The sequence below is a fragment of the Richelia sinica FACHB-800 genome (assembly GCF_014698825.1).
In the GTDB taxonomy this organism is placed as follows: domain Bacteria; phylum Cyanobacteriota; class Cyanobacteriia; order Cyanobacteriales; family Nostocaceae; genus FACHB-800.
Window position 1 is genome coordinate 40525 of the sequence record NZ_JACJTT010000019.1, and the last position, 16664, is coordinate 57188.

Here is a 16664-nt window from a genome sequence, read left to right on the forward strand (position 1 = left end):
TCTAAATATTTTGGTTCTGGCTTAATTGATATTTCTGCTGCGCTTCATCAATATTTTCTGCCTATTTACAGATTCTTTTTGTTTGTGAATCCGGTTATTTAAAACTGTTAAATTATCTACTGCTCTGGAGTTGATATTTATGTATTGAGACAAGGATTTAATAGTTGGATTTTGGAACATTTCTACAACTGAAATTTCCCATTGTAAAACTTCTCGGATTTTGTGATTTACCTGTACCATTAATAATGAGTTGCCACCTACATCAAAAAAGTTGTCATTAATGCCGACTTTTTCTATGTGCAGTATCTCTAACCAAATTTTGGCGATCGCTCTTTCTAGTTCTGAAGTGGGCGCTTCATAAGCTGTTTGTAAGTCGGAGCGTTGAATCACTGGTACAGGTAAGCCTTGACGGTCGATTTTGCCATTAGGTGATAGTGGTAATTTATTTAACTCGACAAAGGCAGCAGGAATCATGTAATCAGGTAGTTGCTCCTGAAGATAATCTCGTAGTTCATTAACTGCAAATGTCATTTCTTCGTGAGGAACTACATAAGCCACTAAGTAATGATGATTTGCTCTATCTTCTCTGGCTAATACTACCGTTTCTTTGACCTTTGGATATTGTGCTAATACTACTTCAATTTCTCCTAATTCAATCCGGAAGCCCCGAATTTTCACTTGGTGGTCAATGCGTCCCAAATATTCAATATTACCATTGGATAAATAACGAGCTAAATCGCCAGTTTTATATAAAATATCTCTTGGTTCAAAGGGACTAGCAATAAACTTTTCTTGAGTCAATTCTGGCTTTTGCCAATAACCACGTCCTAACCCCACACCACCAATATGTAATTCACCGCTAACACCCACGGGAACAGGTTGTAAATGTTGGTCTAAAATATATATCTTTGTATTCGCAATAGGACGACCAATAGGTACTATTTTCTCATGGCTATGGGGTTGACAAGCCCAATAGGTCACATCAATTGCTGCTTCTGTTGGCCCATAAAGGTTGTGTAATTCGGCATTTAATCTGGCAAAAAAACGTTTTTGTAACTCAACAGATAAGGCTTCACCACTACAAATTACCCGTTTGATACTACTACACTTCTCTAATTCTGGTTCTTCTAAAAACACTTGCAACATGGCAGGTACAAAGTGCAGTGTAGTAACTTCCTCTTGAGCAATTAATTGCACCAAATAACTGCTATCTTGATGTCCACCTGGTTTAGCTATGACTAAACTTGCACCTGTTAACAAAGGCCAGAAAAATTCCCAAACGGAAACATCGAAGCTGAATGGTGTTTTTTGTAAAACTTTGTCGCTTGCTGTTAGTTGATATGTATCTTGCATCCACAATAAGCGGTTACATAAGCCTTTGTGAGTGTTCATTGCACCTTTGGGCTTTCCTGTGGAACCGGAGGTGTAAATTACATAGGCCAGGTTTTCTTCTGTGACTTCCTGAATCGGGTTTTCAGGACTGTAACCTGCAAATTCTAAAGATTCTGGATGAATGCTGACTAGCTGTGCTTCGTGTGGTGGTAGTTGTGCAACTAAATGTGGTTGGACTAATAGCACCGATACTTGAGCATCTGCCAACATAAATGCTAAACGCTCTCTTGGATAAGTCGGATCTAAAGGTAGATAAGCACCACCAGCTTTGAGAATAGCTAAGATGGCAATTACCATTTCTAAAGAGCGTTCCATACAGATACCCACTAAAGTATCTGCTTTCACACCCAATGTTTGCAGATAGTGAGCAACTTGGTTAGCGCGTTGATTTAATTCTCCATAAGTAAGTTGTTGATTTTTAAATACCACTGCTACAGCATCTGGTGTATTATCTACTTGCTGCTCAAATAGTTGATGTATACATTGGCTTTGGGGATAGTGCTTTTGCGTATCATTCCATTCCACCAGTAATTGATGCCTTTCATCTACCGTTAATAACGGCAATTCTGTAATTTGAGTATCAGGTGCGCTCACTATACTCTCCAGAATCGTCTGGAAATGCCCCAGCATCCGTTGCATCGTATCAGCGTGAAATAAATCCCGGTTATACTCTAAAGTTGCAACTAATCCCTCTTCTCTGTCCTCCATAAATAAAGTTAAATCAAACTTCGCTGCACTGTTATCACCCTCATGGAAACTGACAGCAATATCTGATAGTTGCGGTATGGGAATTGGTACATTCTGAAGCACAAACATCACCTGAAATAGGGGGTTGTAACTCAGGTCACGTTGAGGTTGCAGTTCATCTACCAACTGATCAAAAGGTAAGTCTTGGTGAACGTAAGCTGCCAATGCCGTAGATTTAACCCGTGCCAGTAACTCTCTAAAACTAGGTTGTTTAGATACATCAGTCCGCAATACCAGAACATTGACAAACAAACCTATCAATGATTCAACTTCCACAGAATTACGGCTAGCTACTGGAGAACCCACCAAAATATCTGTTTGTCCTGTATAGCGATACAGCAAGGTTTTGAAAGCTGCCAACAGGGTCATAAATAAAGTTGCGTTTTCCCGATGGCTCAAATGCTTTAACGCTGCTGTCAGATTTTGAGGTAAGGATAGTTGAACTTTAGCACCGTTGAAGGTTTGTACAGGCGGCCGGGGAAAATCGCTAGGTAAATTCAATAGAGGCAATTTACCGCCTAATCGCTGTTTCCAGTAGGTCAATGCAGCTTGAATACGTTCTGAATGTAAATTATGGTGTTGCCATTGGGCAAAATCTACATATTGAATTGGTAGTTCTGGTAGTGGAGAGGGTTTTCCTTTAGCAAATGCGGCATATAGTGCGCCTAATTCTTTCATGAAAACACCAACAGACCAACCATCTGTAATGATGTGATGAAAGGTAATTAGTAGTTTGTATTCATCATCTGTCCAGCGCAGTAGTAAACCACGCCATAGTGGTTGAGAAGATAAATCAAAATGATGTTGAGCTAATTCTGTGGTGAGATTTTCTAGTGTAACTTGCCGCTGTTCTGCTGATAAATCTCGTAAATCTGCTATTGGTAAATCATAGCTAATAGTTGAATGCACCACTTGAACAGGTTCGCCATCAACTAAGACAAACTGAGTTCGCAATACCTCATGACGTTGGATAATTTCGTGGAAGCTTTGTTGCAGGGCAGTTATGTTTACCTTTCCTGTGAGATTAATCTCAATAGGAATGTTATAAGCACAAGTGTCAGGTGCTAACTGATGAATAAACCATAATCCTTGCTGAGAATAAGATAAGGGATGATAGTTAGTGCTTTTTTTACTTTTGCTTACTGTGACTAATGGCCCATCCCCCGCTGCGATTTCTGCGAGGATTTTTGTTGCCAATTCTTTTAGACTCAAATTCTCAAAAAAGTCAGCCACACAGACAACTACTTCTAAATTACCTTCAATGCGATTTTTTAACTCAAAAACTCTTAATGAATCCAGTCCTAAGCCGCTTAAAGGTTGTTGAATATCTAGTTGTGTAGCTGGAATTTTCAAGACTCTTGCTACTTGTTCCACTAGGTAAGACTCTAAGAAAAGTTGAGACTCATCCTGTGAAAGCGCCAGCAAAGTAGGGCGATTTAGCTGTAAATTTGCCTCTGTTTCTACAAAATTAATATTTTCAGAAATACTGCTACTGATAATTTGTAATGCACCCGCTAAAAATTCTGCCTTTGTCGCACGGCGTTGAATTTTCCCACTAGAAGTTTTCGGAATAGTACCAGGTTTAATTAACACCACTGCATAAACTTGCACCTCAAATTCTTGAGAAACCGCCTGACGAATAGCAGAAATAACTTCTTCTAGATTCGGTTTGGCACGAAATTCTAGCTCTTGCACCACTACCAATTTCTCTTCTGTCTCTACCTCTACTGCAAATGCGGCATTGCCACCAGCACGTAAAGCTGAATGAGAACGTTCTGTGGTGAGTTCAATATCTTGCGGATAAAGGTTGCGACCGCGAATAATAATTAAATCTTTGGCTCGACCAGTAATAAAAAGTTCGTCATTATCTAAAAAACCTAAGTCCCCAGTCCGCAAAAATGGCCCCTCTCCTGTATCTTGCAAATAGGCTTGGAAAGTTTGCCCTGTTTCCTCAACACGGTGCCAATAACCTTTGCCAATGCTAGGCCCAGATACCCAAATTTCTCCCACTTCACCAGCCACACAACGAGTTAAGGTGTCTGGATGAGCAATTACTATTTGCTGTTGGGGTACAACTCGACCACAACCCACTAATGTGACGGAGTTCTCATCATCAGCCCCATCAATAATCTGATTTTGCTCTAATGCTAATTTTTGTAATTTTTTCGTGGTGACTAATGCAGACTTCACCGTACCAGATACCATCAAGGTTGTTTCTGCCATGCCATAGCAAGGATAGAAAGCCTCTGGACGAAAACCACATTCAGCAAAGGTAGCAGCAAATTTTTCTAGGGTTTCGTAGCGAATCGGTTCAGCACCGTTAAAGGCTACATTCCAACTACTTAAATCTAGGGTTGACCGTTGTTCTGGGGTAATTTTTTCAATACAAAGTTCGTAGGCGAAATTAGGCGCACCACTGGTAGTGCCTTGATAATGAGAAATTGCTTGCAACCACCGATAAGGTCTTTGCAAAAAAGCCGCCGGTGGCATCATGATACAAGGAAAACCACCATACAACGGTTGCAGTACACCACCAATTAACCCCATGTCATGATAGACAGGTAGCCAGGTAACAAACTTGCTACTAGAGCTATGTTCCATATACTGGCGTGTCACTTCCGCATTGTGTAGCAGGTTGCCATGGGTGAGCATCACTCCTTTGGGTGTGCCAGTGGAACCGGAGGTGTATTGGAGAAATGCCAGGGTGTCTGGATTAATGACTGGCTGTTGCCAAGCTGCTTCTATACCAGGTGTGAGGTTATCGGTAGTCAGCCAGTGAATACTATCTATGTCAAATTTATCAGCCAGCAAAGATTGCAATTGTGCCAGAATTGCCGTCGTGGTCAAGATGACTGCCGCTTGTGCATCTTTTAAAATGGCTAAGATTCTGGGGGTGTTGCGTTGATTACGTGGTGGATAAGCGGGAACTGCTACAACTCCAGCATACAGACACCCAAAGAAGGCTGGTAAGTAATCTATGCTGGGTGGGTAAAGCAGTAAGGCACGCTCTCCAGCTAAACCTAATATTTGCAGTTGAGAAGCGATCGCTCTACTCTGGTAATCTAATTCTGCATAAGTCCATGAATGTGCCTGTGCTTCTCCATCTTGCAGAAAAGTAAAAGCCTCTCTATTGGTTTGTTCTAAGGATCTACAACGCAGTAATTCTACAACTGTAGAAAAATCATGAATAGATTGAGTCATCGTACTTTCACTACCTGATGCACACAAGACAACTGGAAACTAAGCAGCAAAACTTTCATACAGCGGCATCATGCCAACACTAAGCAATCAGTTGGTCGCTGATTCCCTATGCAGAGACATCCCATAACCCGTTTCTACAAGGTCTTTGCATTATTCGCTAATGCCTTTGGTTTTGACTCTGACATCACTTATTGCTACTAATTTTCAATTAGTTGTTTTAAACATAAGGGAATTAATTGAAAATTACAAGCAACTATCTATCAATAAGTCTTATCAACAAGTAATTTATATATAAGTTTAATTAGCTACAGTGAGTTATCTACGTAGTGACATGAATCGCTTATATGTGACCAAAATTTAACTTGATAGTTAACCATTTTTTTTGCTACCTCGCCACGGCAGGATAAATGTTTGCCGGCTTTAATCTGGCATCTGCTATAGCCAGACCTAATTGATCTCGGATCTCACCAATACTTGCATCTCCAGAATCTTTATGATAGTAGTTCTTATTAGTTTCTAAATTAGATGCAAATTATTCGCATATAGCTAATTGAGAATAATTAAATTTAATTTATTTATCCTTATCAAGAAATATTTACGCCTGGAGACCAGACGTGGAGATTTCTGCTGACTGAAAGGATGAGTAGACCAGGTAGCTCATAACAGGTGTATTGGTAGGAGTCAGGTAAATGAAGTTGGAGTTAATCAAAGAAATCCATTCGGTTGGGTTAGTATTGGCGATAATTAGCGGTTTAGTACAACCTGCTCAGGGTGCAGAGCAAACAAAAGCAATATCTACAGTTCAAGACAAAGAACAATACTCAACCAGTGCAGCCCAGTTATTTGCTCAAAGCAATAATGTTGTTAAAGTTACAGGTATTAAAGTCAATACTACGGCTAAAGGTATTGAAGTTATTTTAGAAAGCCCCAATATAGAAGCGCTCAAACCAGTTAATAAAAGTCAAAACAACAACTTTATAGTAGATATTCCTAATGCAGTTCTATCACTGCCCAAAGCCCAAACCTTTACCCAAGCAAATCCTGCCCCTGGAATTGCCGCTGTCAGCCTCACTCAAGCTGATGCTAAAACTATCAGACTAACTGTTACAGGAGAAAAAGGTTTACCAACCGCGGAATTATTTGATGGTGATGAAGGCTTAATCTTTGAATTAGCACCAGTAGCATCTGTTACCACAACACCACAACAAAGTCAAACATTAGTCAAAATTACAGCCGTTAATTTTAATACCACTAATAACGGACTAGAAATTATCTTAGCCACTCCAGAAGGAGACAAACTACAGGTATCACCCCAAAAAGACGGTAACACTTTTATTGTTGACATTCCTTCAGCCCAACTGAGTCTACCCAATGGTGACACAGTTAGCCAAAAACAACCCATTGCTGGAGTTAGTGACATCACCGTGACTAACTTGAATTCCAGTACCATTCGACTGAGTGTGACGGGAACAGATAATACACCCACAGTAGAACTGTTTGATAGTGATGATGGTTTAATTTTTGGTGTCACGTCAACAGCATCTGCACCCCAACCAGAAGCCCAACCTACACCTACACCTACCCCTCAACCAGAAACTCAACCAGAAGCCCAACCTACACCCACCACTCAATCTAATAATCAAACAGCAGAACCAACTGCACCAGAAACACCAATAGAATTAGTAGTGACAGGTGACAAAGATGGTAGTTACTTAATACCTGAAGCTACAACCGCAGCCAAAATAGATGCACCGCTACGAGATATTCCGGCATCTGTTCAGGTGATTCCCAAAGAGGTGATAGAAGACAGACAAGTTGTGCGACTGAGTGAGTTAGCTAACAACGTCAGTGGTGTGCAACAGCAATCAGGTTATGGTGGTTTATCTTCTTCGGGTTACTTTATTCGCGGTTTTGAGTCGAGTTTTGAATCCCTGCGTAACGGATTTAAAGATTTTGGTTTTACCAGCCCTCGTGATGTTGCCAATATTGAACGAGTAGAGTTTCTGAAAGGGCCTGCATCCGTTCTTTATGGCAGTGCCAATAACCCCGGTGGTGTAGTAAATACCATCACTAAGAAACCTTTAGCAGAACCTTTTTATCGAGCTAGTTTTACGGCTGGGAGTTATGACTTTTATCGCCCCACCATTGATGTAACTGGCCCGTTAACAGAGGATAAATCTGTACTTTATCGTTTAAATGCTGCCTATGAAAATTCTCGCAGTTTCCGGGATTTCCATGAAAATGAAAGCTTTTTTATCTCGCCGGTCATTACCTGGAATATTGGCCCACGCACCAGTATGACTTTTGAGTATGAAAGTCAAAAGTATGATTACACCTTTGATAGAGGACTGCCACCAGGAAATGTATTTTTAAACCTTCCCATTAGTCGATTTTTAGGAGAACCTGATGTCAATCAAGCTGAGTTTAAAACTAACTCATTTACCTATAATTTAGAACATCAATTCAGCAATGATTGGAAATTACGCCAGGGTTTTAACGTTATTACGACCAAGGGAAATACTCAAATAGCACGCAATGCTAATTTCTCTGAACCTTTTTTAGAAGATGATGGCAGGACGCTGCCGAGAGTCGCGCAAAAAACAGATGAAGAACAACAAAACATTTCCTTACAAACGGAAATTGGTGGCAAGTTAAAGACAGGTTCTATCAGTCATAATGTTTTGTTGGGATTAGAGTTTTCTAACTATAGATTTGCCTATGATTTTGCCAATACTTCCATTGCTGGTATAGATATCTTTAATCCTGTGTATGGTGCTAAACCAGGAAAATTTGAGCGGTCATTCTATGAAGAATATGGCGGTGAAACTGTAGCATTGTATTTCCAAAATCTCATTGAATTTACGCCTAATTTAAAACTATTAGCTGGTGGGCGCTTTGATTGGGTAAATTCTTTCTATAGAGACTTAGCTGCCAATGCTTATGAATTTGAATCATCTGATTCTAACTTTTCACCACGAGTAGGTATTGTCTATCAACCCACTGACTCTACTTCACTATATGCGAGTTGGACAAATTCTTTTAACCCGCAATTTTTTAGTCGTAGCCGGACAAATGAGCAATTTAAGCCAGAAACAGGGGAACAATTTGAGGTAGGAATTAAACAGGAGTTCTTTAACAAACGCCTATCAGCAACTTTGGCATACTTTGATATCACCAAAAATAATGTCTTAACTCCCGATCCTCAAGATCCTAACTTCAGTATTCAAACTGGGGAACAAAAAAGCAGTGGTTTGGAATTAGATATTACAGGTGAAATTTTGCCAGGATGGAAGATAATTGGTACTTATGCTTATACCGATGCTTATGTTAGTCAATCCAATAATTTAGACCAATTGAATGATAGGTTACAAGCCGTGCCATTTAATAGTGCCAGCTTATGGACAACCTATGAATTTCAGCAGGGGAATTTGCAAGGTTTGGGATTTGGGCTAGGAGTTGTTTATGTTGGTGAGAGAGAAGCAACTCTTCCAAATAGTATCAAGCTTCCTTCCTATGTGAGAACAGATGCCAGTATCTTTTATCGGCGCAATAATTGGCGGGCAGCAATTAATGTTAAAAACCTGTTCGAGACTAAGTATTATGAATCGCAGGGTTTTTATATAGTTCCTGGTGCACCACTGACTGTCTTAGGAACTATTTCTTTTGATTTTTAATTTCGGAAGTGATGAGTATTTTCTAAACTTTAATATTTCCGTGTCAAAATATGGCTGAAGCTGGAACAAATCCAGCTTTTTCTTGTTTACGGAGTTTCTTTGAGGGCCTTACGAGCTAATTTCACATAGGTTTTGACAGTGGCATAAGGGATTTCCAAGTCTTGAGCAATGGCTTGTAATGATTCTCCCATTTCTCGCCGTGCTAAAATGGTTGCCCAGGTGGAAGCAACTTTTTCAGTGCGATCGCCCCCTGTCCGCTTACGTTGGGCTGTAAATATTGCTGCTAATTCCTCAATGCGATCGCACCACCCACACCTCCCCATCCATACTTCAACCGTTTCCTTATCCTCTTCATCACAACCCTCTCTACAATAAAGTATCTTTTGTAACCAACACTATGATAGTGCGTCAGTTAAAAATTCATTGATTGACTGTGTTGAGTAGAGAAATTTATGTAAAAATAATACAAAAGCTTTCAGGAAAATAACCAATAAATTAAACTATTACAGGACAGCGTTAATATAGTAACCCTCAAAACCGTTTGTTATTGAATTTGCAATTAGGCAACATGGAAAGAACTCTTTGGCTCTCTCCCCATCGACAATTACAACCATGGCTAATATAAGTATTTTTATGGTGTCAGGAGTTGAATAATGAAGTCTCGTTCTTCCTTAGTTTCTATTCTAGGGGCTAGTGTCCTATTAAGTCTGTCTCTCAGCAATCAACCAGCACAAGCTCAAGTAGCATACGGTAGTTATGTAGGTGTGGGCCCAGCATTAGGACTGAGCGATGGTACTCAAATTGGAGGTGTACTTGCCTTCCGCTACAAATTACTCGAAAGTCCTCTTTCCTTCCGCGCTCAAGCTTTAATTGGCCAAGGTACAGCGATCGTCCCTACAGTATCCTACGACCTACCCCTCAACTGGCAAACAGACGCTTATTTAGGGGCTGGTTTAGTGCTAACCAGTGGTGACTCTGCATCCCCAGTCGGTAATAAAATTAGCTTTGCCTTGCAACCAGGAATTGATTACGTTCTCCCCAATAGTAATACAGTTATTTTTGGCAACGCCATTATCGCTTTTGATGCCTACCGTAACGGTGGTGGTGCGGCTGTATCACTCCAAGGCGGCGTAGGGTTGCGGTTTTAATACTTGATAGTAGAGAAACTTAGCTACCGATAGTAAATGCCAGGGAGACAAAGGTTAACATTATCTTCCGTCTCCTATCTATTAAAACCATAGCCAATTACTGAGATTCGATAATTGACTTATTCCCAATTTATATGCTAAATTCAGTAATTGTGTGGGTAAGGACGTATAGCTCAGTTGGTTAGAGTACATCGTTGACATCGATGGGGTCACTGGTTCGAATCCAGTTACGTCCACTTTATGAATATATTCATTGGTAATTGTACATGCTCTGTGCTGTCGATTGCCAAATTATTTGACCGCGTTGACAAATTGTTGTCCGTATTGCCAAATTATTTGACCGCGTTGACAAATTGTTGTCCGTATTGCCAAATTATTTGACCGCGTTGACAAATTAATCGTCCTTTTGGTTCGGTTAATCAATCTGCTAAATCCAGCACTCACATCTTCCTGTCTACATTCTCAATTATAGAGGATGTAATTTCACCACGAAAAATTCAATTGAGCAGGGTTGGAAATAAATTTTTTGCGTGGCGTTCTGCTTCTCGCTGTTAGGTGCTGATGCGTACAAATTTTTTCAGTATTTGGGCAAATTATCTAATGTAAAGGACGTAACTGGATTCGCTTTCAACCCACCTTTTTCTAACAGCTTTTTTATAAAGCGGAGTGTTTATAAAGCAATTATCAAGCTTGTTTCAACCCGCCCCACTTCGGGAGGGGTGTTGAAACCCAGCCATAGATGGTGTCACTTGCGTCAAAAACAGGCAAACTTTCAACCCGCCCCACTTCGGGAGGGGTGTTGAAACTTGGTAACAACATCAATAACCAAACTAATCAAATCTTTCAACCCGCCCCACTTCGGGAGGGGTGTTGAAACAAATGTGTGTACTGTTGATCACTCCTTATCTTTTCTCTTTCAACCCGCCCCACTTCGGGAGGGGTGTTGAAACAAATTAAGCCGATGGCTGCAAAAACTGACTTAACTTTCTTTCAACCCGCCCCACTTCGGGAGGGGTGTTGAAACTCATCCAAGACGAGGAAACTCAATCTAAGATTTTGCTTTCAACCCGCCCCACTTCGGGAGGGGTGTTGAAACTCCAAGCAAATTCAGGCGCTGTCCAACATCTTTGGCTTTCAACCCGCCCCACTTCGGGAGGGGTGTTGAAACTTGGCAGAAAACTTCTCCACTCAAAAGTGGTACAGCTTTCAACCCGCCCCACTTCGGGAGGGGTGTTGAAACTCCGCCCGACCAAACCCTTATCTAGAGACACTTCCAAAGGTGATTTTGGCAAAGGTGTCTAAATCTGCTTTGAATTTCCCTTTTCAGGGAGTATTACTCAAACCATAAATATCTGAAACACAGACTAGACAAAGGATTTGGACTTTTGGCAGAAACCCAGGGAAATTGACCTCGCTTATGGTTTGCCAAAAATAAATAATTAAGGTGGGTTCCTCCTTGCTCGGAGGTGATTCAGTAGCCACCACTGCGGTAAACCCGCACCTCTATTACTGGGGGCGCACCTTATTCCTGTTCACTAGGAACAGCAGCATCAAGGTGGGCAGCTACCAGGGTCAGAAAGCAAGACTGTCTCACAACAGTCAAACTAACCCACATTTATCTCAGTTCAGAGGTTTATCAAAAACATGAACTGCGGCGCTATTGTTGATTACTATTTTATTTTCAAGGTTCGGTGTTTTGTCAATTAGGCTTTTCGGGATTGATAGGCGTTTATGGCTAATGCTTTGGCTTTCTCCAGTGGACTGGCTCTAATTGGTTGTTTTGCCTCCTCTGTAGCGATTCCTGCTTTCTTTGCCTGACTTTGAATATTTGCAATTAATCTGCCATAACTCCATTTATGGACACTGGTTCGGTATTGTTTGGCATATTTTTGTTGGACTTCTACTAAATCTGATTTTTGTTCAGCTTTAGCCTGAATCTCACTCTGGACTTGTTCTCGCATATCACCTAGTTTCGGTAAAACAATACTGCCAGCTTTATATATTTGGGCGATCGCAATAATTTCTTTTGCTAGTAATCTGTCTATATATTTCCCTAACTCCGAATCTCCAAAGTTATTTGGTGCAGCTATCCTTTGATTAATATGCCGTTGGTGGGATAACAAATGTTTTTGTTGTCTTTGTCTGTTAAGTAGCTTGTAATTATCACCTAGTAGTTGTTTGATATTGCGATATGTTACAACCTTGCCTGTAGTGCCATCTACAATTGCAATGGTGGCAGGATCTTCTAAACCCAAGCTCACACCAACTAAAATATGAGATTGTCCTTGATATAAAAGCTTGCTGGGTCGAGGAAAAGGATTATTAATTCTGGCTAGAGAGGAATTTTTACGTTTGATATGAGCTTGTTGTTGATCATTCAACTCACCTTTAGCTTGAGTCTGAGTGATGATTTTGGCAATTTCTTCGGCTTTTTCTGATCTAACTAAATTTGTTCCTTCTTGCGTCCACAGACGAGTATCCACAGAACAATAAAGAATTAAGTGATTCACATTCCAGGGTTCGCCCTTCCCTTCTCCTTCTTGCCAAGCAATACGACCGCTACGCAGGGTAAATAAGGCACTAGAATGTTGATTTTTACTACTTCTCTTGGTTTCTTGGTCTTCTAGGAAACGTTGAAACCAGTGGAGTTGCCGAGAATCGCAATAAATTTGAAATGTATGCTCTCCTAAACCATTAAATTTTACACAAATGCGTCCAGCTTGATTTTTCAACCAAATCATATCTTCATTGGTTTCGTAAGCTACTGGAAAAGGTACTTGACTAGATTTTCTTAAAAGATAGTTTTGCCATAATTTCGCCTCTGCTTCGTCTTCAGGAACAGTCTGAGTAGCAGTAATCAGGGTTTCTATCCATTGAGTATCGGTTAAATCTCGTCCTTGGGGAATTCGAGCCGCTAACTTTTCTGTGAGGCGTTGAATTTGGATTTCTAGTTTACGACGACGTTGAGCAAATTTTTCAGGATTTTCTCCTTTATTGTTAATTCTACAACCATTTTTGAGTAAATAACTAATAGCACAACGAGTTATATGATCTTCTGTATGATCGTAGGTATCAAATAAGTGTTTTGATAAATTGATTTCACTATCTAAATTTTGAGATTTCTTGCGCTTTCTAGACTTTTTGCCTTTGGTGGGTGTATTTCCGTTGGTTTCTTGTGGTGCAAATTGAGCCAAAATTTCAGCAGATTTAGTACGAAGAGTATCTAATGAAACTCCACTTTGCGCTACTAATTCAGTGTCGCTATTGAGCATTTCTAACCAGCGCAATTTACCATCCAGTTGGGATTGATAACGCTTCATCAAGGCAAACCAGGATTTATAAATATAGTTCACTGATGCTGTGGCACTGGTGTAAAACCTTGCAGGTTGTCCCATGAAACGCGAGTCACTTTTCAAAGATTCGCACAGTTCTTTGACAATACCTGTGGAATGTTTACCTTTTTGTTGCCAGGTTTCAAATTCTGGATGTCTACCAATCTGAATCAGTAGTTCGTTAATCAGTGGTGTGTTTTTCTCTGCCATCAACTGCCATAGCTGTTGACGGGTAGATTCACTGGCTCCTAAACGACACTGAATGGTAATTTGGCTCATACCCTGAAAACAATTTTGTTCAATACTAACATATTTGTATTAAACGAGTCTTCTGTAAAATGGAAATCTATGCAGGAGACATTTTTTACAAGTAAGGAAGCTTCTAAAATTACAGGTTGTACGCTCCGTCAACTCCAGTATTGGCGAGAAAAAGGGGTGGTAGTTCCTGTCATTAGTGATACGGGTACAGGACGTAGTATTTATTACTCAAAAACCAATTTAGTAGAGTTGGCAGCAATGGTATATTGGCTGTCTGTGGGTTTGAGTTTTGACATTGCTTGCGAAACCTTAAAAACCCTGAAGGAACAAGAACCGGAGTTGTTTAGTTCTGGTACAGGTAAACGCTTTATGTTGTTGTCAGAAACACAGGAGCGATCGCCTTTAGGCGTGGTGAAGTTATCGCTTGAGCTTATGGAGTATGACAGAAAAAAGGCGATCACATCCATAGACGAAGGTAAACCTGTCATTCCTGTCTGGTTAGATGTTATTTTTGAGCAATTACAAAAAAAATTAACTTCTTACTTAAATTAAGTACAAAAAATCTATATGGTTGAACGTAATGGTAATGGTTACAAATCCTTAGAAAATTGGATTTGGGACACTGCTTGCAGTATTCGTGGGGCGCAGGAAGCAGCGAAGTATAAAGACTTTATTCTGCCGTTGATTTTTACTAAACGACTGTGTGATGTATTTGATGATGAACTAAATTTGACCTTTGATACAAATTTATTATCTCTAGAACCACACCTGCAAGATTATGAATTGTTCACGAACTGCTGCACCTTCAAGTCCCAAATCACGGCAAACTTTGGAAATGCCTCATGAAAGCGTATTTGGGAGGCTACGAAACTTTAGAACAGGAATTAAAACATTACGCCTGTAAAAAATTTTAGTTTTTGCTACGATAGTTTCTAATATGCGGGAATTGGTATAAATGCGCCAGATTTCCAAATGCTTGGGCGTTTGCATTGTCCAATATCTCTTCAATGCTCCTGCCACTTGCAACGGATGGGTTGAAACTATACGTTACATTCTATCCGAATCACTTATGAAAAACATTAGTGTAGCAATGGCTCTTGGTTCAACTTGCGGGGGGGCATTTCTGCGGGATACCAGACGGTGGTACTCTGCCATCCTCGTCAGTTGCACAGCAGGAGATTGAAGTAGGGAAGGGATAATGTTTTTCCGAGGGAAATGCGCTCTGGGGTTCGACTCCCCTACCCCGCATTATGGCTAAGAAAAAATTATTTTGTCAAAATAGCCTTCTGGGGCATAGCTTATGCTTATTTACTTTTTAATTTTAATGTTTTTCTGAAACAGTAGACTTCTAGTTAAACTCAATCAAATGTTCCTTGATTGTTGGTATAAACAAGAAAAGACAATGATTTACCCAATAATGCATTGCAGTATGTATGCCTCTAAAGGCTGCTTATTACCGTTTCTGTATTTATTAATACAATCTACATACCAAGGGTGGGGAGGACGTGGTTCAATAGGAAAGTGTACTGGCCAATAACCATATCTTCCCAATATAGACCACAGGATAAACCTAGCCGCATGGCCGTTACCGTTAGCATAGGGATGAACTGTAAGCATTTCTACAAAAACTTCACAGGCAAAAGCTACAGTATTTAACAATTTGTCTATTGGAGATAATTGAGCCTCTGATGGTTGATGAATAATATCCAACTTTTTGATCCCAAGACTAATAGCTTCACCAAATTGATCCATCTTTTCAATTATTATACGGGGATGATAACCCACCCTCATATCTCCTCCTACGCCTACACGGCACTCCTTAAGACAAAGAAAATCTTCACCACGATAATGACCTGCAAAGTAATCATGTTCAGGAGGTGTCAACTGCGAAAAAAGTAACCTATGAACAACGCGTGAATCAGTAGAGGATTTGGCAGTATCCAAATATCCTTTACGCAAATCAATCAGAATACTTTGTGTTTCATGATTTAAAATTTCTTTTGCATTTGGATAGTGTGAGTATTCCCACTGAGGACAATTAACTGGGTGCATTCTAGCTAGTCAATGGCATTTTTAACGTCATTAGCTAGTTTACACGCCCATTCTTCAATTTCCATACTTTCAAGCTTTCGGTTACTAAGTGAATCAATTGCTGCTTGCGCTAACCCATATAATTCTGGTGATGTTCTTAGTGGATATTGCAATTGCTGTACTAATTCAATAAGCTCAACTGAAGGAAAAACACTTATCGGTTCATTAACTATGTGTCCTTTGTGAATTTCCAAAGCGGAGGGATGAATTTTGAAAGAGTCTGTCTTATCTGCGAAGTTTACATAATACAACATCATATCCTCAGTAGATATAATTTCTGAAGATTTCTCTGTTGGAGCAAGATCACCCCGTGCGTGAATCCAAGGATATTCAGCATGGGTCAAACGCTCTAATTGCTTTGCTCCTAGTTCTCCATAAACAGACCAAACTTCTTCAAGAATTACTAACTCGTCATTAGTAAAATCTGACACAGGTTCATCGGGTTTGGGTATGGCTTTGTATTCATATTCTCTGTTTTCATTCCAGACAGAATAAACAACCGGCCCATGTATCCAAGCCTGAATATTGTCTGGGAAAAGTAGCCTCCCGTAAAAAACTAGATGCCAAGCTTGTGCATAGTAAACCAGCTTCTGGAGTTTTAAAGGAGAAATAGTTTCGCCCACTTCCCTATCAACCCGATGCAAGAAGTAACGGGCAACATCCAAGGCGTTTTTCATACTTCAACCTCCTTAAAGCACACGCTCAAATTTCATCTTAGAATTTTAGTTAAAAATAATCTTAATGCCGATATTATATAACTTGAGACAAGATACACTTGTACTATACAAAAGTTCAGGCTTTTTTGCAAGTCAGTCCAGCAC

Annotated in this window: 9 protein-coding genes, 1 tRNA gene, 1 pseudogene and 1 CRISPR repeat array; of the genes and pseudogenes, 6 read left to right on the forward strand and 5 right to left on the reverse strand. The window is 40.1% G+C overall.

Annotated elements, in window-relative coordinates:
• Positions 1–21 precede the first annotated feature (21 nt).
• Positions 22–5340 carry a non-ribosomal peptide synthetase gene (locus H6G73_RS14185; protein ID WP_190605508.1) on the reverse strand — a complete coding sequence of 1773 codons (5319 nt, stop codon included), beginning with the start codon at positions 5338–5340 and terminating at the stop codon, positions 22–24.
• Between the two features lie 689 nt (positions 5341–6029).
• Here H6G73_RS14185 and H6G73_RS14190 point away from each other — a divergent pair.
• On the forward strand, positions 6030–9014 hold the full coding sequence (locus H6G73_RS14190; RefSeq protein ID WP_242034200.1) for a TonB-dependent siderophore receptor: 2985 nt from the start codon (positions 6030–6032) through the stop codon (positions 9012–9014).
• Positions 9015–9100: 86 nt separating this feature from the next.
• On the opposite strand, the pseudogene H6G73_RS14195 reads toward H6G73_RS14190, so the two are convergent.
• Positions 9101–9316 (reverse strand): annotated as a pseudogene (locus tag H6G73_RS14195) (sigma factor-like helix-turn-helix DNA-binding protein); the annotation flags it as partial.
• Positions 9317–9667: 351 nt separating this feature from the next.
• Between H6G73_RS14195 and H6G73_RS14200 the strand changes: the two are divergent.
• Both H6G73_RS14200 and H6G73_RS14205 read left to right on the forward strand, forming a co-directional pair.
• Entirely contained in the window at positions 9668–10162 is a 495-nt protein-coding gene (locus H6G73_RS14200; RefSeq protein WP_190605510.1) for a hypothetical protein, read from the forward strand.
• A gap of 162 nt (positions 10163–10324) precedes the next feature.
• Positions 10325–10398, forward strand: a tRNA-Val gene (locus tag H6G73_RS14205).
• Between the two features lie 455 nt (positions 10399–10853).
• A CRISPR array of direct repeats spans positions 10854–11403; the repeat unit is 39 nt; unit sequence GCTTTCAACCCGCCCCACTTCGGGAGGGGTGTTGAAACT.
• Between the two features lie 462 nt (positions 11404–11865).
• Here the strand turns inward: H6G73_RS14205 and cas12k are convergent.
• On the reverse strand, positions 11866–13773 hold the full coding sequence (gene cas12k, locus H6G73_RS14210) for a type V CRISPR-associated protein Cas12k (RefSeq protein ID WP_190605512.1): 1908 nt from the start codon (positions 13771–13773) through the stop codon (positions 11866–11868).
• Positions 13774–13842: 69 nt separating this feature from the next.
• On the opposite strand from cas12k, the gene H6G73_RS14215 reads away from it, so the two are divergent.
• Genes H6G73_RS14215 through H6G73_RS25130 form a run of 3 tightly spaced genes read left to right on the forward strand, consistent with a single transcriptional unit; the run spans position 13843 to position 14666 of the window.
• Positions 13843–14304, forward strand: a complete 462-nt coding sequence (locus H6G73_RS14215) for a MerR family transcriptional regulator (RefSeq protein ID WP_190605514.1) — start codon at positions 13843–13845, stop codon at positions 14302–14304.
• Between the two features lie 15 nt (positions 14305–14319).
• Complete coding sequence (locus H6G73_RS24465) at positions 14320–14598, forward strand: type I restriction-modification system subunit M N-terminal domain-containing protein (protein WP_242034201.1); 279 nt, start codon at positions 14320–14322, stop codon at positions 14596–14598.
• The gene (locus H6G73_RS25130; RefSeq protein WP_390840055.1) at positions 14550–14666 is read left to right on the forward strand and encodes a hypothetical protein; all 117 of its coding nucleotides are present in this window, start codon (positions 14550–14552) and stop codon (positions 14664–14666) included. The genes H6G73_RS24465 and H6G73_RS25130 overlap by 49 nt, the downstream gene beginning before the upstream one ends.
• Positions 14667–15159: 493 nt before the next feature.
• Here the strand turns inward: H6G73_RS25130 and H6G73_RS14225 are convergent, their stop codons facing one another.
• Both H6G73_RS14225 and H6G73_RS14230 read right to left on the reverse strand, forming a co-directional pair.
• A complete protein-coding gene (locus tag H6G73_RS14225) occupies positions 15160–15804 on the reverse strand; it encodes a hypothetical protein (protein ID WP_190605516.1) in 645 nt (214 codons plus the stop codon).
• A gap of 5 nt (positions 15805–15809) precedes the next feature.
• Complete coding sequence (locus tag H6G73_RS14230) at positions 15810–16520, reverse strand: Panacea domain-containing protein (RefSeq protein ID WP_190605518.1); 711 nt, start codon at positions 16518–16520, stop codon at positions 15810–15812.
• Positions 16521–16664: the final 144 nt, after the last annotated feature.

Coding starts and splice junctions, on each gene's coding strand:
- H6G73_RS14230 (WP_190605518.1), bottom strand. CDS start 16,520: ATGAAAAACGCCTTGGATGTTGCCCGTTACTTCTTGCATCGGGTTGAT.
- H6G73_RS14190 (WP_242034200.1), top strand. CDS start 6,030: ATGAAGTTGGAGTTAATCAAAGAAATCCATTCGGTTGGGTTAGTATTG.
- H6G73_RS24465 (WP_242034201.1), top strand. CDS start 14,320: ATGGTTGAACGTAATGGTAATGGTTACAAATCCTTAGAAAATTGGATT.
- H6G73_RS14215 (WP_190605514.1), top strand. CDS start 13,843: ATGCAGGAGACATTTTTTACAAGTAAGGAAGCTTCTAAAATTACAGGT.
- cas12k (WP_190605512.1), bottom strand. CDS start 13,773: ATGAGCCAAATTACCATTCAGTGTCGTTTAGGAGCCAGTGAATCTACC.
- H6G73_RS14225 (WP_190605516.1), bottom strand. CDS start 15,804: ATGCACCCAGTTAATTGTCCTCAGTGGGAATACTCACACTATCCAAAT.
- H6G73_RS14200 (WP_190605510.1), top strand. CDS start 9,668: ATGAAGTCTCGTTCTTCCTTAGTTTCTATTCTAGGGGCTAGTGTCCTA.
- H6G73_RS14185 (WP_190605508.1), bottom strand. CDS start 5,340: ATGACTCAATCTATTCATGATTTTTCTACAGTTGTAGAATTACTGCGT.